The 19,705-nt window shown below is 67.0% G+C and carries 14 protein-coding genes; 11 read left to right on the forward strand and 3 right to left on the reverse strand.

The window, feature by feature from the left end:
• Positions 1-292 precede the first annotated feature (292 nt).
• From ABWO17_RS02010 to ABWO17_RS02060, 11 genes are all read left to right on the forward strand, one after another.
• A complete protein-coding gene (locus ABWO17_RS02010; RefSeq protein ID WP_353115543.1) occupies positions 293-1,405 on the forward strand; it encodes a C45 family autoproteolytic acyltransferase/hydrolase in 1,113 nt (370 codons plus the stop codon).
• 30 nt (positions 1,406-1,435) lie between these two features.
• Complete coding sequence (locus ABWO17_RS02015; protein ID WP_353115545.1) at positions 1,436-2,134, forward strand: type 1 glutamine amidotransferase; 699 nt, start codon at positions 1,436-1,438, stop codon at positions 2,132-2,134.
• Between the two features lie 200 nt (positions 2,135-2,334).
• Positions 2,335-3,903 carry an extracellular solute-binding protein gene (locus ABWO17_RS02020; RefSeq protein ID WP_353115547.1) on the forward strand — a complete coding sequence of 523 codons (1,569 nt, stop codon included), beginning with the start codon at positions 2,335-2,337 and terminating at the stop codon, positions 3,901-3,903.
• An 82-nt stretch (positions 3,904-3,985) separates the two neighbouring features.
• Positions 3,986-5,083 carry a carbohydrate ABC transporter permease gene (locus ABWO17_RS02025; protein ID WP_353115549.1) on the forward strand — a complete coding sequence of 366 codons (1,098 nt, stop codon included), beginning with the start codon at positions 3,986-3,988 and terminating at the stop codon, positions 5,081-5,083.
• A complete protein-coding gene (locus ABWO17_RS02030; protein ID WP_353115551.1) occupies positions 5,083-5,940 on the forward strand; it encodes a carbohydrate ABC transporter permease in 858 nt (285 codons plus the stop codon). The genes ABWO17_RS02025 and ABWO17_RS02030 overlap by 1 nt, the downstream gene beginning before the upstream one ends.
• On the forward strand, positions 5,937-7,067 hold the full coding sequence (locus tag ABWO17_RS02035; RefSeq protein ID WP_353115553.1) for an ABC transporter ATP-binding protein: 1,131 nt from the start codon (positions 5,937-5,939) through the stop codon (positions 7,065-7,067). The genes ABWO17_RS02030 and ABWO17_RS02035 overlap by 4 nt, the downstream gene beginning before the upstream one ends.
• Positions 7,068-7,091: 24 nt before the next feature.
• Positions 7,092-8,309 (forward strand): ABC transporter ATP-binding protein, encoded by a 1,218-nt coding sequence (locus ABWO17_RS02040; RefSeq protein WP_353115555.1) that lies wholly within the window; start codon positions 7,092-7,094, stop codon positions 8,307-8,309.
• Between the two features lie 96 nt (positions 8,310-8,405).
• Positions 8,406-9,464 carry a radical SAM protein gene (locus ABWO17_RS02045; protein WP_353115557.1) on the forward strand — a complete coding sequence of 353 codons (1,059 nt, stop codon included), beginning with the start codon at positions 8,406-8,408 and terminating at the stop codon, positions 9,462-9,464.
• Positions 9,461-12,205, forward strand: coding sequence for a molybdopterin-dependent oxidoreductase (locus ABWO17_RS02050; RefSeq protein ID WP_353115559.1), 2,745 nt, complete (start codon positions 9,461-9,463; stop codon positions 12,203-12,205). Before ABWO17_RS02045 ends, ABWO17_RS02050 begins: the two co-directional genes overlap by 4 nt.
• Positions 12,206-12,507: 302 nt before the next feature.
• Positions 12,508-13,554, forward strand: a complete 1,047-nt coding sequence (locus ABWO17_RS02055; RefSeq protein WP_353115561.1) for an ABC transporter substrate-binding protein — start codon at positions 12,508-12,510, stop codon at positions 13,552-13,554.
• 62 nt (positions 13,555-13,616) lie between these two features.
• Positions 13,617-15,806: a sensor histidine kinase gene (locus tag ABWO17_RS02060; protein ID WP_353115563.1), complete on the forward strand. Its 2,190-nt coding sequence runs from the start codon at positions 13,617-13,619 to the stop codon at positions 15,804-15,806.
• A gap of 285 nt (positions 15,807-16,091) precedes the next feature.
• Here ABWO17_RS02060 and ABWO17_RS02065 read toward each other — a convergent pair whose 3' ends face one another.
• The 3 genes from ABWO17_RS02065 to ABWO17_RS02075 all read right to left on the reverse strand — a co-directional run bounded on the left by ABWO17_RS02065 (position 16,092) and on the right by ABWO17_RS02075 (position 19,441).
• Positions 16,092-17,534 carry a catalase gene (locus ABWO17_RS02065; RefSeq protein WP_353115565.1) on the reverse strand — a complete coding sequence of 481 codons (1,443 nt, stop codon included), beginning with the start codon at positions 17,532-17,534 and terminating at the stop codon, positions 16,092-16,094.
• 192 nt (positions 17,535-17,726) lie between these two features.
• On the reverse strand, positions 17,727-18,224 hold the full coding sequence (locus ABWO17_RS02070; protein ID WP_353115567.1) for a Fur family transcriptional regulator: 498 nt from the start codon (positions 18,222-18,224) through the stop codon (positions 17,727-17,729).
• A gap of 200 nt (positions 18,225-18,424) precedes the next feature.
• Positions 18,425-19,441: a TerC family protein gene (locus tag ABWO17_RS02075; RefSeq protein WP_353115569.1), complete on the reverse strand. Its 1,017-nt coding sequence runs from the start codon at positions 19,439-19,441 to the stop codon at positions 18,425-18,427.
• Positions 19,442-19,705: the final 264 nt, after the last annotated feature.

The raw sequence follows: 19,705 nt of genomic DNA on the forward strand, positions 1-19,705 counted from the left end.
CCCGTTGGCGTCCGACCCGAAGGGCGCGGAGCGTGCCCGTTAAGCGAGCTTGCGAGGTTTACGGGCATCGTGCGCAACGCGGTCAAACTTCGCCTGCTCCCGACGCCCATCCGCCAAATGACGGAATCTGCCTGCGCGGCGTAGCACGCACCACCCGAAATGCTTCCGCTTCCCTTCCCTGCCGGCGAGGGGGTGACCGACCCCCTCGCCACGGTGCCGGGACAGTACAGGACCATCGCCGGATCATCCCCAGACTATCCGGCCCGGGCCGTTCACCGCACACGGAGACAGCATGACATTCGAAACCACCCCCGCCATCCCTGTCCTGGATCTGTCAGGTACACCCTACGAGATCGGCCACGCCCACGGCAGCGCCCTGCGCGAAACCATCCGCGAGTTCATCGGCTCCATCGCGCGGGTGCACCAGTTGAACAACCCGTGGCTGTGCGCCGGGCATGGGCAGTTGCTGGATTTCTGCATGCGCAACGTGGGCTTTCTGGAAAAGTTCTCGCCCGATCTGGTGCAGGAAATGCGCGGCATCGCCGATGGCGCGGGCGTGGATTTTGCCGAAATCGTCCACCTGAACATGTTTCTGGAACTGGAAGACCTGCGCGCACCCGGCCTTGGCGCGCGCGTCCTTCCCGATGGTCTGTGGGGCTGCACCACCTTCAACGTGCTGCCCGAGGCCAGCGCCGATGGCCGGGCCTGCATCGGCCAGACCTACGACATGGAGCGCTGCTACGAGCGGTTCCTGTGCGTGCTGCGCATCACGCCGTGCCAGGGCCCGGCCATGCTGGTGGTGAGCTTTGCCGGGGTGCTGGGCCTCAACGGGCTGAACGGGGCCGGAGTTGGGGCCGTCATCAACAAGGTGGCCGCCACCGACGCCCGCCCCGGCGTCATCTATCCGTTCATCATGCGCAAGGCCCTGGCGGCGGAGCGCATCGGCGACGCCCTGGGCGCGGTGATCTTTTCGCCCCGTGCCACGGGCATCAACTACCAGCTGGCCGGGGCGGGCGTGGCCTTCTGCGCGGAAACGTCGGCGGCCAGCTACGAACTGCTGGAAATCGACGGGGCCATCGCCCACACCAATCATTTCGTCGGTTCCACCATGCGCCGCTACGAGACGCCCAACTGGCTGAGCCACGGCGGTTCCATGGTGCGCAAGCAGGTGGCCGACCGTTTCCTGAAGGCCCATCGCGGGGCGCTGACCCCCGACCTGCTCAAGGAACTGACCCGCGACCACACCAACCACCCCCGGTGCATCTGCGCGCACGGCTTTCCGGGCGAGGCGGACGAGACGGCCTTCCACACCTGCTTCGCCGTGGTCATGGACCCGGACGCCGGGTGGCTGGACCTGTGCGGGGGCAATCCCTGCACGGGTGAGTACCGGCGCATCACCCTCTAGCGGGACAACACGGCGGAACGGGACACACCCATGCGCATCCACACCATCGAACATGTGCCCTTCGAAGGCCCGGCGGCCATAGCCGACTATGCCGAGGCGCACGGGCACACCCTTACCCGCACCCGCATGCATGCGGGCGAACCGTTGCCCGCACCGGGCAAGGTGGACTTGTTGGCGGTGATGGGCGGCCCCATGAGTGTGCACGACGAGGCAGGCCACCCCTGGCTGGCCGTGGAGAAGCGCTACATCGCCGCCGCAGTGGGCGCGGGCGTGCGCGTGCTGGGCGTGTGTCTGGGCGCGCAACTGCTGTCCACGGTGCTGGGCGGCCAGGTGACCGCCAATCCCGATCGCGAGATCGGCTGGCGCCCGGTGGAACTGACCGCGCTTGGCGAGGTTTCCCCGGCGTTCGCGGGGTTTCCCGCGCGGTTCCCCGCCTTTCACTGGCACGGCGAAACCTTTTCCACTCCGCCGGGGGCTGTCCGCGCGGCTTGCAGCACGGCTTGCGCCAATCAGGCCTTTGCCGTGGGCGCGCGGTTGGTGGGGTTGCAATTTCACCTCGAAACCACCCCCGTCAGCATGCACGCGCTCATCGAGAACGCCGAACCCATCGACCTCGTGCCCGCGCCCTACGTGCAGACGCCGGAGCAGATGCGCGAAATCACCGTGCACTTCGGCGTACTGGAAGGGCTGCTGCAACGGTTGCTGCACAACATGCTGAAGGGGCACTGAGCATCGCGCCGCAAGGCGACCGGCATGGCGGGTCGAATGGAGACCACGCCCGCCGGAACACCGGAAGGAAATGGCCCGGCGGTGCCGGGCAGCTCCAGATACAGGGATACGGGCGGAAACAGGCAGCACAGGCACGGCCAGCGGCGGGGCAGCGTTCCCCGCACAGGGCCGCAGGACAACTCAACGCGCAGAGGTGCACCATGAACACCAGGGAACGGAAGATCGACAAGGTGCTCGCCACGTACGATGCGGGCAAGATGAACCGCCGCGGATTCCTCAAGAGCCTTGCGGCACTGGGCGTGACCACCCTTGTGGCCAACGCGGTCAGCATTTCGCCGCTGGGCGCGGTGAAGGCTTTCGCCGCCATCCAGGGCGCGGAGCAGCGTGCCTGGGAACTGGCCAAGGTGGCCGCCGCCAAGGCCACCAAGAAAACCCTCACCCTGCTCATTCCCACCGGCTCCATCGGCAACATGAAGCCCTACGAGGAAAAGTGGAAGAAGGAACTCGGCATCACCCTTGAATTCATCGAGGAACCGGACGAGGTGGTGCACACCAAGGGCATGCAGGAAGCCGTGGCCAAGACGGGCCGCTACGACGTGATGATGCCCACGGCCATGTCCTACCCCGACTGGATCGATTCCGGCGTCATCTACGACCTGACCGACTGGGTGGAAAAGTACGACCCTGAACTGTTCAACAAGGAATGGGGCGTGGTCTTTCCGGCCAGCCACCATGCCCAGTTGTACAATGGCCGCGTGGCGGGCCTGCTGAACGACGGCGACCAGATCACCCTGCTGTGCCGGTCGGATCATCTGACAGACCCGGCCAAGGCCAAGGCCTTCGAGGACAAGTTCGGCTACAAGCTGGGCGTGCCCAAGACCTGGGCCGAATACCTTACCCTGGCCAAGTTCATGCACGACCCGGCCAAGGGCTTCTACGGCAGCCTTGAATACCGTTCGCCCTACTATGTGAAGTGGATGTTCATGCAGCGCCTTGTCTCCAAGGGCCGCCTGTACTTCGACGGCGAAGTGAACCCCACCTTCAACTCCGAAGAAGGCGTGGCCGCGTTGGAAGACATGCTGGCCATGAACGCCTACCTGCACCCCGACGCCTTCAGCTTCACCTGGTCGTCCAACTACAACGCGTTCGGCCGTGGCGAAGGCTTCATGAACATCGTGTGGCCCTCGGGCTTCAAGTATTCCAAGGCCCCCTCCACCGGCCCGGCCACCACCGGCAAGATCGCCGCCACGGTCATGCCCGCCGACAAGCTGAAGGACGGCACCCTGCTGTACGCGGGCATGTTCTGCTGGGGCTACGGCTACGCCGTGTCCAGGTACTCGGCCAACCCGGAACTGGCCTACGCCTATGCCCAGTGGATGACCTCGCCCACCATCTCGTCCGATGCCATTCCGTACCTTGGCGGCTACTCCGACCCGTACCGCGTCAACCACATGCTGTCGCCCACCCAGCGCCTGATCGACACGTATTCGCCCGAATACCTGAAGACGCTGTACGACAACATGGTGAACACCGTGCCCGACTTCTGCGTGCCCGGCGGTTTCGAGTACCAGGACGCCCTGGACAAGCAGGTGCACGCCTGCATGACCGGCGCCAAGAAGCCCAAGGAAGCCCTGGACGACGCGGCCCGCGCCTTCGAGCGCATCACCCGCCGCATTGGCCGCGACAAGGTGAAGAAGTCGTGGCTGGCCCTGACCAAGAACCTCGCCGAGCCCATCAGAAAGGCCAGCGGCGCGGACAAGTGGAGCTAGCCCCGTCCTCGCATTGATCAATCACCGATGGCCGCCCGCCCATGTTTATGCCGGGCGGGCGGCCGCCGGAGAGGTGACTGTCTTGAATCATTCCGCACTGCTGCATACCCCGGCTGAGGCCGGGACGGATTCCGGAACGGGCGTGGCCGCACGGTCGTCCGCTCCTCCGTCCCTACGGGCAGCCGCCTCTGGCGCGTCCGGTCCAACGGGCGCATCCGATACAACGGGCGCATCCGATGTCCCAGGGGCTCTGGCACCCCGCCCAGGCAACGGCACCCCGCGCCCGCGCAACGGTGCACGCGCGGTTGCCCTGGCCCTGACGGTGCCGGGCCAGGTGGTGTCGCTGCTGGTGCTGGTGCTGCCGCTGCTGGTGGCCCTGTACATGAGCTTCACCGACTGGTCGCCCACGCGCGGCTCGTTGTTCGACGCCGAATTCGTGGGTTTCGAGAACTACGGCGAATTGTTGATCTACGATACCCGGTTCACCTACGCCGTGCTGCGCACCCTGTGCATCTCGGTGGTCTGCCTTTCGCTGGAATTCACCTTCGGGCTCGGCCTTGCGGTGCTGTTCATGCGTGAGTTCCGCGGCAAGTCGCTGCTCTTTTCCGCCTTTCTCACCCCCATGATGATCCTGCCCGTGGTGGTGGGCTACATCTTCTGGATGCTCTTTCAGTCCAACGGGCCGGTGAATCAGGTGCTGGAACTGGCCTTTGGTGCCGGGGCCGGGGTGGAGTGGTTCCGCAGCGCGTCCTTTGCCGTGCTGGCGGTGATCATCACCGAGGTGTGGCACTGGACGCCGCTGTTCTTCCTCATCCTGCTCTCTGGCCTCAACTCGGTGCCGGAAAATCCGGTGCGCGCGGCGGTGATCCTTGGCGCATCCCCTCGCCAGGTATTCTGGCGGGTGGTCATGCCCATGCTGAAGCCGGTGATCATCGTGGCCTTCGTCATCCGCTCCATGGAGATCATCAAGCTGTTCGACGAGGTGTTCATGCTGACGCGCGGCGGGCCCGGCTCGTCCACGGAAACCATCAGCCTGTACATCTACAAGCTGGCCTTCAACGACTTTCAGCTGGCCTACGGCGCGGCCGCCGCGTTCATCGTGCTGATCGGTTCGCTGGTGCTGGTGCACCTGCTGCTGGCCCCCGTGCGCGACCAGCTTCTGGAAGGAGGTCGCAAATGATGCCCCGCAAGCTAACCCCGTTGCAGGCACTGGTGATGGGCCTGGCGTTGATCGTGGTGCTGTTTCCGGTGTTCTGGATCGTCATGACGGCCATCAAGCCGCCCACGGACTGGAATGCCTCGCCCGCCATCTGGGTGCCGTCCAAGCCCACGCTGATCAACTTCCAGACCCTGTTCAACCCCGACGCCATCCGCGAATACGGCGTGGGCGGGGTCAGCCAGGCAGCCACGGATTCGGTGATCGGCTCCCTGCTGGCCTCGGTATCGGCCACGGCCATCTCGGTGGTCATCGGGCTGTTTTCGGCCATCGGCATCTCGCGCTACGGCAACGGCGGCAAGTCCACGCCGCTGGTCATTCTTTCGGGGCGCATGTTTCCCCCGGCGGCCATCGCCGTGCCCTTCGTCATCATGTTCTCGACCATCGGGCTCATCGACAGCTACCCCGGCCTCATCGCGATCTACGCGGCGGTGACCCTGCCGTTCTCCACCTGGATGCTGAAGAGCTTCGTCGAGGATCTGCCGCGCGAGATCGAAGAGGCCGCCATGATCGATGGCCGCTCGCGCATGATGGCCCACCTTACCGTGACCATTCCGCTCATCAAGGGCGGGCTGTTCGCCACCACCATGTTCGTGTTCATCCTGAACTGGTCGGAATTCATGTTCGCCCTGGTATTGTCCTACAGCAACGTGAGCACCATCCCCGTCCAACTCGCCAAGTACGTCACGGCCACCGCGGGCACCCTGTACGGCGTGCAGGCCGCCCTGGCCGTGCTGGCCATGGTGCCGCTGGTCATCGTGGGGTACCGCATTCAGTCCCACCTCGCGCGGGGCATGACCTTTGGAGCGATCAAGCAATGACTACCCCCAAGCTGGAACTGGTTTCCCTGTGCAAGGAATACGACGGCGGCGACGTGGTAGCCGTGGACGGCATCGACCTGACCGTGGCCCCCGGCGAAACCATCGCGCTGCTGGGCCCCTCGGGCTGCGGCAAGTCCACCACCCTGAACATGATCGTGGGGCTGGAGGATCCGAGCTCCGGCGACATCCGCATCGACGGGCAATCCGTGGTCGGCGTGCCCGCCGGGCGGCGCAACGTGGGCCTGGTGTTTCAGGACTACGCGGTGTTCACCTCCATGACCGTGCGCGGCAACCTGGCCTTCGGGCTGGAAGTGCGCAAGACGCCCCGGGCCGCAATCGACCGGGCCGTGGCCGAGGTGGCCGAACTGCTGGGCATGTCCGACAGGCTGGACGCCCGCGCCCGCGACCTTGGCGGGTCCGAGTTGCAACGGGTGGCCATCGGGCGCACCCTGGTCACCCGGCCCTCCATCCTGCTGCTGGACGAGCCGCTCTCCAACCTGGAGACGGCGGCCCGCTTGGCCATGCGCCAGGAATTGCGGCGGTTGCAGCACGAGATCGGCCTGACCATCATCTACGTGACCCACGACCAGGTGGAGGCGTTGTCGCTGGCGGACCGCATCGCGGTGATGCACGCCGGGCGCATCTTGCAGGCGGAACGCACCCAGGTGATCTGCGAGCAGCCCGGCCACGTGCTGGTGGCGGGTTTTCTGGGGTCGCCCCCCATGAACCTGGTGCGCGGCAGCCTGCGCGGCACCGGGCATGGCGAGGCCGAGGGGGGCGGGGGCATGTGCTTCCGCGCGCCCGGCTTCGTGCTGCCCATGCCGGAAACGGCGGGGCAGGGCCTGCCCGAGGGCACCTATACCCTGGGTATTCGCGCCGAAACCCTGCGCCTGACGCGGGTGGGTGACGCGGGCGTCACCGGGCGTGTGGCCCTGGTGGAGCCGCGCGGCGCGGACAGCGTGCTGTCCGTGGTGGTGGGCAGCGAGGTGCTGAAGGTGGTGACCCCCGCCACCGAGGCGCCTTGCGAAGGGCAGGAAGTGGGGCTTTGCGTGCCCGCCGAGGCGCTGTGCCTGTTTGACGGCGACACCAACCGCAGAACCGCGTTCTGCCCAAGGGAAAGGGCCTAAGCCATGACCATGACGGCGGCACACATGACGGCGGCACACGCTGCGGCGGATGCGGCCATGGGCGCGGAATGCGCCATGCCCGGCGCGGGGTTGTCCCCGGCGCTGACGGTGGACGGGCTGTGCAAGCGCTTCGGTGCCAATGCTGCCCTTGCCAAAGCTGCCCTTGACGGGGTGGGCTTCAGCGTGCCGCAGGGCGCGCTGACGGTCATCCTTGGCCCTGCGGGCGCGGGCAAGACCACCACCCTGCGCATGGTGGCCGGGCTGGACACGCCCGACGCGGGCACGGTGGCCCTGGCCGGGCGCGATGCCGCCGGGCTGGAGCCGCGCGAGCGCGACATCGCCATGATCTTTGACAACCTGGCCTTGTACCCGGACAAGACCGGGTTCCAGAACATCGCCAATCCGCTGGTCATCCGCAGGATGGCCAAGGACGAGATAGAGACGCGGGTGGCCGAAGTGGCCGCCACGTTGCAGATTACCCACGTGCTGCACCGCCTGCCCAAGACCATGAGCGGCGGCGAGCGCCAGCGCGTGGCCCTGGGCCGTGCGCTGGTGCGTACCCCCGCGTTGTTCCTGCTGGACGAGCCGCTCTCCAGCCTGGACGCCAAGCTGCGCATCGAACTGCGGGCGGAGCTGAAGCGCTTGCAGCGCGAACGGGGCTGCACCTTCCTGATGGCCACCCCCGACTTCAACGAAGCCATGGCCATCGGCGATACCGTGGTGCTGCTGCGGCAGGGCCGGGTGGTGCAGGTAGACGCGCCGCAGCGGCTGTACGACGCCCCGGTGGACCGCGAGGCGGCCCTGTTCGTGGGTTCGCCGCAGATCAACCTGCTGGAGGCGGCGTATGTGCCCGGCGAGGGCGACGGGCACATGGTGGCGGCGGGCACGCGACTGGCCGCACCCGCGCACCTGGCGAAGGCGTTCGGCGGGGGCGCGCAACGCTTCGAACTGGGCATCCGGCCCGAAAACCTGCGCGTGACAGAACCGGCGTCCGGTTTGGCGTCCGGTTTGGCATCGGGTTTGGCATCGGGCTCCATTACCGGCGAGCTGACGGACATCGAGGCACTGGGGCTGAAGTCCGTGCTCACGGTGACCAATCCGGCGGCGCGGCTGCGCGTGCTGGTGGACAGCGCGGAGGTCCGGACGTTGCGCCTGGGCCAACAGGTGGGGCTGGAGGCGGTGAACACGCCGCGCATGCTGGCCTTCGACCCGGACGGCGGCCGCAGCCTGCTGCACGGCTGAGGCGTTTCCGCCCACCCGTCAGCCTGTCCGGCCATTCGCCTGTCCGGCCATTCGCCTGTCCGCCCATCCGTTTGTCCGCCTATTCCAGAGACGCGCATGATCAACATCTTCGTGACCTACCGGTGCAACCTGGCCTGTTCCTACTGTTTCGCGCGCGAGTTGCACGGCGAATTCCCGCAGGACATGGCGGACGACCGCTTCGGCATCCTGCTGGACTGGCTGGTACGGGCCGGGGTGCCGGTGGCGGCGTTCATCGGGGGCGAGCCCACCCTGCACCCGCGCCTGGCAGACATGGTGGAACGCACCACCGATGCGGGCGTGGCCGCCGTGCTGTTCACCAACGGCCTGTTCCCGCGCGAACTGGCTGGCCAGTTGGCGGGGCGGGTGTCCAACTTCGTCATCAACTACAACGCGCCGGAGGTGTATACCCCGGCGCAGTGGACCCTGCTGCACGAAAACCTGGACCGGCTGCACGACCTTTCGGCGCGGATCACCTTTTCGAAAAACTTCGCCCCCGGCCACGCCGACTACGGCTACCTGCTGCAAGGCATCGACCGCTACGGCGTGACCTCGGTGCGTTACGACATCTCGCGGCCCAGCGGCAGGGGCGGCAACGACCACTGCACCTTCGACGATACCGGCGCCATGATGGCCCACGTGGTGGGCTTCGTGAAGGCGTGCGAGCGGCGGGGGGTGCGCACGGGGCTTGATTGCAGCGTCCGGCTGTGCGACCTCAGGGATGACGACAGGCGGTATCTGGAACGCGTTTCCACCAAGTTCACCGGGGTGTGCCACCCGTCCATCGACGTGCACCCGGACCTGTCGGCCTCATACTGCCTGCCCCTGAGCGGGCTGCGGGTGCCCGACGTGACGCGCTTTGCCGATCAGGATGCGTTGCGCTGGCACTTCGCGCAGGCGGTGCGGCCCCTGCGGCAGGAGAACGTTTCCGCAGCGTGCCTGGATTGCAAGGACTTCATGCGTCGCTGCCAGGGGGGGTGCCTTGCCCTGCGGCAGGGCGCGGCCCGCGCGATGCAAGATGTGTCAGCGGATGTCTCTGCGGGTGCACCCGCGTCGGCAGACGACATGACGAACGGGCGGGACGCTACGTCCCGTGCCACGCAATGCCCCCCGGAATGCCCTCCGGACTGTTCATGAGCGCGAAAGACATGGGGGACACCGACGTGGCCGAACAACGCATCATCACCAGTTGCACACGCGACTGCCCCAACAGCTGCGGCCTTGTGGCCACCGTGCGCGATGGCCGCCTGGTGAAGCTGGCGGGCGACCCGGACCACCCCCTGACGCGCGGCAAGGCCTGCGTCAAGGCGCAGCGCTACGTGAAGCGGGTGTACAGCCCGGAGCGCATCACGCATCCGCTGCTGCGCGACCACCGCACCCAGCCGTGGCGCCGCGCCACCTGGGACGAGGCGCTGGACCGCATCGCCGCGCGCATGGCCGCCATCCGCGACGAATCCGGCACGGAAGCCATCCTGTACTACCAGGGCTATGGCGAACGCACCGCGCTGAAACTGCTGAACCGCTATTTCTTCAACCTGTTCGGCGGGGTGACCACCCTGCGCGGCTCGTTGTGCGGCGGGGCGGGGCAGGGTTCGCAGAACCTCGACTTTGGCGAGCGCGTCTCGCACGACCCGCTGGACCACTGCAACAGCAACTCGCTCATCCTGTGGGGCCGCAACCCGGCGTCCACCCAGATCAGCCTGGTGCCCATCCTGCGCGAGATTCGCAAGCGGGGGGCCACGGTGGTGCTGGTGGACCCGGCCCGCAACCGTTCGGCCCCGCTGGCGGACCGGCACATCGCGCCGCGTGCGGGCACGGACGCCTTTCTGGCCATGGCCGTGACCAGGCTCATCCTGCGCGCCGGGGGCGAGGACCGCGCATTCATGCAGCGCCACGCCGAGGGCGCGGCGGAATACCTGCGCATCCTTGACCGGTACACGGTGGACGACCTGTGCGCCCGCTGCGGCGTACCCGTGGCTGACGCGGAATTTCTGGCGGACATGATGCTGCGCCAGCGGCCCACGTCCATCCTGCTGGGCTGGGGCATGCACCGGCACGAGGCGGCGCACCTGTCCATCCGCGCCGTGGACGCGCTGGGGGCCATCAGCGGCAACATCGGCGTGCCGGGCGGCGGCGTGAGCCAGGGCTTCGAGGAATACGGCCCCTACGACCAGCAGTACTGGGGCGACGGGCTGAACCCGCCCCGGCGTACCCTGCTGCTGCCGGAAATTGGCCGCGAGATACTGGCCGCGCGCGATCCGGAAATCCGCATGATCATGGTCACGGCGGGCAACCCGGCCTGCATGGCGGCGGATGCCGGGGCCGTTGCCCGCGCCTTCCGCAAGGCGGAGTTCGTGGTCTATTCCGGCCACTTCATGGATGACACGGCGGATCTGGCCCACGTCTTCCTGCCTGCCACCACATTCCTGGAAGAAGATGACGCCATGGCCAGCTACGGCCACAACTACGTGGGGCCGGTGAACAAGGCCATCGAGCCGGTGGGCGAGTGTCGTTCGGAATTCATGATGTTCCACGGTCTTGCGGCGCGCTTTCCCTTTGCCGGGCGCTTCCGGCGCGGCGTGGACGAGTGGCTGCGCGACCTGTGCACGCCCATGTGGGAACAGGGCTGCACCCTGGAGCGGCTGCGCGCCGGGGCCTACCGGCTGGACGCGCCCATGGTGCCCTACGCGGACAAGACCTTTCCCACGCCGTCCGGCAAGTTCCGGTTCATGACCGAGTTCGATCCCGCAGGGCTGGGCGCGGTGGAACCGGACTATCCCTACCGCCTGCTGACCATCGCCCCGCACGGGTACATCTGCTCGGAGCGCACCATGGCCGAGCACGACGCCCTGACCGAGGTGGTGCTGGCCACGCAAGAAGCCGCCCGACTGGGCTTGGCCGACGGTGCGGTGGTGCGGGTGGAAAGCAGCGTGGGCGCGGTGAAGGCCATCCTGCGCACCGAGGACGGCCAGCGGGCGGACATCCTGGTGGCCGAGCGAGGCGGCTGGAACAAGGCCGGGCACGGGCTGAACCTGCTCACCCGCGCCCTGTCCAGCCAGGTGGGGCGCGGCACGCCGTACTACGAAACCTGCGTGCGGGTAACCCCGTGGCCCGACGACGGCGTCACGGGCTTGCGCGTGCTGGTGGTGCAGCACAGCAACGATGCCCCCGGCGGCAACTTCTGCAAGGAACTGGAACGCTGCGGCGCTGCGTTGACCACCCTGCGGCCCGGGCACGGAGATGCGCTGCCATCCCTCGACGAGGCCCTGACCGGGTACGACGCGCTGGTGGCTCTGGGCGGGCAGCAACACTGCTGGGACGATGCAGGCTCGCCCCATTTTCCGCACCTGATGGACCTGCTGCGCGCCTTCGACGCGGCGGGCAGGCCGGTGGCGGGCATTTGCCTGGGGGCGCAATTGTTGGCGCGGGCACATGGCGGCAGGCCGTGGACCATGGACGCGCTGGAGTTCGGCTTCGTGTCCTGCATCCCCACCGACGCGGGCCTGGCCGATCCGGTACTGTCTGGCGCGTTGCCCCTGCCGCGCCTGATGTCCTTCCACGAAGACACCTTCGACCTGCCGCCAGGCGCCACCCTGCTGGTGCAGGGCACCCAGTGCCGCAACCAGTGCTTCCGCGTGGGCAACGCCTCGTACGGGTTCCAGTTTCACCTGGAGGTTGATGCCGCCATCGTGCAGGACTGGGTGGACATATTCCGCAAGGGGCGCATGAGCGAATACGCAACCTACCGCGAGACATTCGACGACGTGTATTTCGACGACCTGGCCCGCGACATGCCCCTGCTGGTGGAAGCCTCCGGGGCGTTCTGCCGCAAGGTGGCGGCGGCGTGGCTGAGACTTGCCCGGCGGCAGGGGGGCTGAACCCTCCGCGTACCCCTCCCGCGTGTCCCCGGCCCGCGTCCAGACGTCCTGTGCCCCCTGACATCCCGCCCCCCGGACGTACTGTCCGCGCATGGTATTCATGCCGTGCGTACGCACGGCGAAACCCCGGCCCCGCGCCGGGGTTTTTCGTGTGTCGGCGGCATGCGGCAACGGCTATCCGGCGGTCTGGCCCCTGCCCGGCGGCAATAATGGACATGCCGACCTCTTTGTTTCATGGTGCAAACTGGCGCAGGCCCGGATGCGATTTCGGCATTCGGTCGTTGTCACGCCACGGGGGTGCCATGGCTAGCCGTTCCTGTTTCATCCTGCCGTTGTCGGCGCTGCTGACCGTGCTTGCATGGGGCACGGCGTTTCCGCAGGCCGCCCCGGCGCGCACCACGTTGACGCGGGTGTGCGTGGTGCAGAGTTATCACTCCGAATACGTCTGGTGCCAGAACATCAACGAGGGCATCCGTGCCGCGCTGCGGGGCGCGGGAGCCGTCATTGACGTGTTCTACCTGGATGCCAAGCGTTCCCCCTCGCCGGACAGCCTGCGCGCCGCCGCACGGGGCATTGCCGCCCGCATTGCGGAACTGGAACCGCAGGTGGTGATAACCGTGGACGATGCGGCGCAATTGTACCTGGCCGTACCGTACCTGATGGGCAAGGGCGGTGCCGGAGGCGGGCCGCAGGTGGTGTTCTGCGGGGTCAATGCCCCGCTCGGGAACTACGGCTACCCCGCGCCCGACGTTACCGGCGTGCGCGAACGCTGGCACTTCCGCGAAGGGTTCGACCTGTTGCGAAAGATCGCACCCCGCATCAGGAACGTGGCGGTGCTGCTGGATGACTCGGAATCCGCCGGATTCGTGCTGGCGGACATGCGCGACGACCTTGCCCGCAACGGCCCCTTTGCCCTGCCACTGTCCGACGTGGCCATGCTGCACACCTTTCAGGACTGGAAGCGCGCGGTGCTTTCCGCGCAGGACCATGCCGACGCCCTGGCGCTGGGCCTGTACCATTCGCTGGTGGACGCCGCCACCGGCAAGGTGGTGCCCGTCGAATCCGTGCGCGACTGGAATCTTTCCGTACTGCGCAAGCCCACGCTGGGCTTCAGCGATGCCACGCGCGACCATGGCCACCTGTGCGGCATTCTGGAATCGGCCCACGAACAGGGGCTGCTGGCGGGGCGCATGGCGCGTCACCTGGTACTGCGCGGGGGATCGGCGGGCGACCTGCCCGTGGCCGTCAACCAACAAGGCTTGGTATTCGTCAACCTGAAGACGGCGGAACGTCTGGGGCTGGTCATTCCCTACGAGATCATCAAGGCGGCGGAGTTGGTCATCCAATGAGTTTTCCCGATACGCCAGCCCCTCCAGAACCACGTGCGCCGGGCAACACCCGGATATGGGCCATGCCCGAAGGGTTCATCGCCACGGCGCTTACGGCGGTGTTCATCGGCGTGCTGGTCATTTCCGGCGTTGCCTATCGCTATACCCGTGGCGCGGCAGAAGAAATGGCCGGTGCGCAGATGGTGCAGGCGCTGGAACTGCTGGACCGCGACGTATCCGGGCGGGTGCGCGACATCGCGCGGCGCACCGTTCTGGTCAGCCAGGAAGAGGTGCTGCCGCTGGCGCTGGAGGATTCGTACCTGGGGCGCTCCGCCCGTGTGTCGGCCCAGCGCAGGCTGGACGCCTTCGTGCAGGCGGGCGGGTTCAGCCATCTGCTGCTGGTGGATCGGGCAGGCGGCGTGGTGCTGTCCACCCTGCCGCCCACCCTGCCACTGGACGAGACCCGGCGAGATGTTTCCGACCGCGAGACGTTCCGGGCGGCCATGCGGGGCGTCCCCGCCCTGGAACTGGTGGAGCGGTCGCGGCTTACCGGCGGGCCGGTGCTGGTCACCGTCGAACCGGTGCGTGGCCCCGATGGCGAGGTGCTGGGCATGGTGGCTGCCATCACCGCCATGGACGTCTTTGCGCGGGATATCCTGGACAGCGTGCACCTGGGCGCGGCGGGCGGTGCGTATATCCTGAGCGGCACGGGGGTACTGCTGGCACAGCCCGCATGGGCCGGACCGGACGATTTTGCGCCCGACGCGGAACTGCTGGAAATGCTTCGCGCGGGCGGCAGCGCGGCGCGGGGCGCCAACCCGGCAGCCCAGGTGATACAGCGGGCGGGCGGACAACAGCTGATCATATTCCGGCGCAATGCGGCCACCAACTGGCTGCTGGTTGTCGAGGCGGATGAAGAGGACATCCTGGCCCCGGCGCGCCGCCTGGCCGCCGCCAGCGGGGGCATATCGCTGGTCACGCTGGCCTGCGTGGCCCTGGCGCTGGGTGCGTTGCAGCGGGCCATGGCCCGGCTGCGCCAATCGGAGGACCGTTTTTCCAGTCTGTTCCGCCTTTCTCCGGACAGCGTGCTGCTGGTGGCGCCGGAGAACGGCATGGTGGAGGACGTCAACGATGCCGCTGCCAGCGCGTTCGGCCTGGCACGCCGGGCCATGGTGGGCCGCACGGTATACGACCTGGGCATCCTGTCCGACGAGGATGCGCGGCAAGCCGTGTGGGCGCAGTTGGAGGGCGAAGGCACCATCCGTAACGTGGAGGTGGCGGGGCGCGCCCCGGACATGGGGGACGGACGGGAGGTGTTCCATTCCCTGTCCGGCCAGGCCATGGATATCGGCGGCAGGCCCCTGTTCATGCTGGTGCTGCGCGACGTGACAGAGCTGAAGAAGATGCAGGAGGTGATGATCCAGACCGAAAAGATGATTTCGGTGGGGGGCATCGCGGCGGGCATCGCCCACGAGATCAACAACCCCCTGGGGGCCATCATGCAGGCCTCGCAGAACATGCAGCAGCGCATGAACACCGTGCTGCCCGCCAACATCGTCGCTGCACAGGAGGCGGGGCTGGACCTTGACGCCCTGCAACGGTACCTGCGGATACGCAAGGTGGACCGGTTCATCGAGGACATTCGGGCGGCGGCCATCCGTGCTTCCGGCATCATCCGGCACATGCTGGACTTCAGCCGCAGCAGCGCCGCGCGCAGCACCGTCAGCGACCTTCGGGGGCTGGTGGCCCGCGCCGTGAACCTGGCCGCCAGCGACTACGACCTGAAGAAGAACTACGATTTCAGAAAGATCAGCATCGATATCCGCATGGCGGACAACCTGCCCCCGGTGCCCTGCGTGGAGACCGAGGTGGAACAGGTGCTGCTGAACCTGCTGCGCAACGCGGCGCAAGCTTTGTCCGGCATGAACCCGCCCCGCGACGATCCGCGCATCGTGCTGCGTGCCTTTGCGCAGGATGGCTGGCTGCGCCTGGAGGTGGAGGACAACGGCCCCGGCATGTCGCCCGAGGTGCAGCGCCGCATCTTCGAGCCGTTCTACACCACCAAGCCGCCGGGAGTGGGCACGGGCCTTGGCCTTTCGGTGTCGTACTTCATCGTCACCAAGGGGCACGAGGGTCGCATGGCCGTGGAGTCGCACCCCGGCGAGGGCAGCGTGTTCCGCGTCGACCTGCCCGTGGGCGGGCCGTCCCGTTCCGTACCTACCCGGCGTGAAGACGGCGGGGCTGTCCCCCCGGATGGTGGTGCCCCGTCCTGAGAGGGCGGGTTTGCTTTACACGTCCAGACATGACGCACAAGGCCCCCGGCACGTCACGCGTGACGCCGGGGGCCTTTCCGCGTGGCCGTGCAGGGTGGCCCGCGGACAGGAGGATGCATCAAGGAGCCGATGCATCACGGATGCTCCGCCCGGCGTTCCGCAGGGCGCGGGATGCAGCCGCGCCGCCGGAACGCCGGACCGCCGGAGCGGGGAAGGGCGGCAGCGGGGCCGACCTTCGGAGCCACGGTGCGCGCCCGGCCGGTGGGGCCGGGCGCGCGGTACATGTCACATCTTGAGTCCCAGGGCCTTGGCCACGCCCGCGCCGTAGGCCGGGTCGGCCTTGGCGCAGTTGCCCACGTGGCGCCGCTTGATTTCTTCGGGTGCGTCGCCCATGGCGCGGGCGGTGTTCTGGAACAGGGCCTCCTGCTGCTGCGGGGTCATCAGGCGGAACAGCCGGCCCGGCTGATCGTAGTAGTCGGCGTCGTCCTCGCGGAAGTTCCAGTGCGCCGCATCGCCCTTGATGGCCAGGGGCGGTTCGGCGAAGTCCGGTTGTTCCTGCCACTCGCCGTAGCTGTTGGGTTCGTAGGCCAGCGTGCTGCCGTGGTTGCCGTCAACCCGCATGGCCCCGTCGCGGTGGTAGCTGTGCATGGGGCAGCGCGCCGCGTTGACCGGGATGAGGTGATGGTTCACGCCCAGCCGGTAGCGCTGTGCGTCGCCGTATGAAAACAGCCGCCCCTGCAACATCTTGTCGGGCGAAAAGCTGATGCCCGGCACCACGTTGGCGGGGTTGAAGGCTGCCTGCTCCACCTCGGCGAAATAGTTTTCGGGGTTGCGGTTCAGTTCCAGCACCCCCACCTCGATGAGCGGGGCGTCCTTGTGAAACCACACCTTGGTCAGGTCGAAGGGGTGGTAGGGGAACTTTTCCACGTCCCGTTCCGCCACCACCTGCACGAACATGGTCCACCTGGGGTATTCGCCGCGTTCGATGCTTTCGTACAGGTCGCGCTGGTGGCTTTCGCGGCAGGTGCCCACAAGGGCCTCGGCCTCGGCGTCGGTCAGGTTCTTGATGCCCTGCTGGGTACGGAAGTGGAACTTCACCCAGTAGCGCTGGTTGTCCGGGCTGATGAAGCTGAAGGTGTGGCTGCCGAAACCGTGCATGTGCCGGTAGCTGGCGGGAATGCCCCGGTCGCTCATGACCACGGTGACCTGGTGCAGCGCCTCCGGCAGGGATGTCCAGAAGTCCCAGTTGTTCTTCGCGCTGCGCATGTTGGTGCGCGGGTCGCGCTTCACGGCGTGGTTCAGGTCGGGGAACTTCAGCGGGTCGCGCAGGAAGAAGACCGGGGTGTTGTTGCCCACCAGATCCCAGTTGCCCTGTTTGGTGTAGAACTTGATGGCGAACCCCCGGATGTCGCGTTCCGCGTCGGCCGCGCCGCGTTCGCCCGCCACGGTGGAAAAGCGCACGAACAGTTCGGTCTTCTTGCCGATTTTCGAGAACAGGGCCGCCTTGGTGTATTTGGAAATGTCGTGGGTGACGGTGAACGTGCCGTACGCGCCGGACCCCTTGGCGTGCATGCGCCGCTCGGGAATCACTTCCCGGTCGAAGTGGGCCAGCTTTTCAAGAAACCACACGTCTTGCAGCAGCATGGGGCCGCGCGGCCCGGCGGTCATGGCGTTCTGGTTGTCGGGTACCGGGGCGCCTGCGTTGGTGGTGAGCTTGTGCTTTGTCATGGGTTCCTCCTGTTGGGGTGGCCTGTGGATCTGATGGTCGGGCAGGTGGCGATAAAAATACCTTTGTAATAATTATTATCCACAAAGAACAAAAACTGTCAATGCAAATGAACAGGCCCGGCGGACCGGGCCTGTGGTTTGCAGAAAAGTCATGAAAACCGGGGTGTAATGACCTGCTTCGGCAGGGGGCGGCTAGCCGGGGAGTTGCCCTGTGGCGTGGTCGGCGTCGCTCTGCGCCACGGTATTGGGCTTTGGGGCCGTAGCGCGGCAGGCAGGGCACAGGCCGAACATGTCGAACCTGTGGCTGGCCACGGCAAAGCCTGTTTCGGCGGCCATGCGCGCCACCAGTTCGTCCAGGCCCTGCAACGAATAGTCGGCAATGGCCCCGCAGCGGGTGCAGATGAGGTGGGGGTGCGGTTCCGGGTGTTTGCCGTCATAGCGGCTGCCCAGTTCGCCAAAGCCCAGTTCCAGCACCTCGCCGTCTTCCTTCAGCATGGCGATGGTCTTGTACACCGTGGCCAGGCTGGTGGTGGGAAAGTCCGGCAGGATGGCCTGGTGCAGTTGCTCCACCGTGGGGTGGCCGTCGTGTTCCACCAGGGTGCGGATGATGGCCACCCGCTGGGGGGTGAGCCGGTGTCCTTTGTCACGCAGGCTGTCCAGCAGGGTGGCGAGGCGGGTGCGGGTATCCATGGAGTGCCGGTGCGTTCCGGAGCCGGGGCGGTTGTGGTGGGGGAAGAATGGTGCCAGGCGTGGCCGACCCCGTCAATCGGGGCCGGTTGCGGGCTGTCAAGACGAATGGGGGTGAATGTCGGCCCACTGGCGGGCCAAAGGCGCGCCAGCCGCAAGAACGGTTGTTTGCGGATAAAAGATATTCCGGGGCGGAAGGACTGTCAACGCGGGGCCTTGCTGGTGTCGTCCCCCGGCACTTCGCTCTTGCTGGGGGTGCCCGGCACCCAACCCAGGGGCGGGGCGGCCTGTGCCTCGGCGCCTGCGCCGCGCGTCTTCAGCACCGAGATCAGCATGGACCCGGCGATGATGGCAAACGTCACCAGCAGGGCCACGCTGGTGGATATGACCTTGGCGTCGAAGGCGGCGTTGACGATCATCTTGCCGCCAATGAATACCAGCACCAGCGACAGGCCGTACTTGAGGTAGCGGAAGCGGTGGATGACCCCCGCCAGCGCAAAGTACAGCGCCCGCAGGCCCAGGATGGCGAACACGTTGGAGGTGTACACGATGAACGGGTCGGTGGACACGGCGAAGATGGCGGGGATGGAGTCCAGCGCAAAGACCAGGTCGGAGAATTCAATGATCACCAGCACCACCAGCAACGGGGTGGCGTGCAGCAGGCCGTTCTTGCGCACCACGAAGTGCCCGCCCTCGTAGCCTTCCGTCAGCCGGAAGTGGCGGCGGAACAGCCGCACCACCCGGTTGCCCGAAAGGTCTGGTTCGCTGTCGGCGGCCAGCAGCATCTTGATGCCGGTGATGACCAGAAACCCGCCGAACACGTAGATGACCCAGTGGAAGGCGTTCAGGATGGCCGCCCCGGCCAGGATCAGCCCGGCGCGCATGGCCAGCGCGCCCAGGATGCCCCAGAACAGCACCCGGTACTGCAACGCGGCAGGCACCGCGAAATGGGTGAACACCAGCACGAACACGAAAATGTTGTCCACGCTGAGGCTTTTTTCGATGAGGTAGCCGGTGATGTATTCCAGCCCCTTCTGCTCGCCCATGAACACGAATACGCCGCCGCCGAAGGCCAGTGCCAGCGCGAAGTAGGCAAGGCTCATCCACAACGCGCCGGACAGGGACATCTCCTTGTCCTTGCGGTGCAGCACGCCAAGGTCGAAGGCAAGCAGGACGAGCACGAAGAGGTTGAAGCCGCCCCAAAGCATGTAGCCGGACATGAACGTTCTCCCTGTCATGTGAAGTGGTCCTGAACCGCACGGGGTCGCCGGGATCGCATGGCGGTGAAGCGGTGCGAAACCGCGCACCGGGCCGCACGGTGGCCGTTGCTGCCGGGCGGGTACGCTTTTCGATGTTTGCAATCTAGCAGGATGGTGGCACGGAAGCAACGCGGCACCCGGAGGGGGGCGTCGGCAGCCTTGCCGCATGGAGTGCCCGCCATTGCATGGGGAAAGGCGTTCGGCAACGAATTGACGTGTGGCCGT

This window comes from Nitratidesulfovibrio sp. (assembly GCF_040373385.1).
GTDB lineage: Bacteria > Desulfobacterota > Desulfovibrionia > Desulfovibrionales > Desulfovibrionaceae > Cupidesulfovibrio.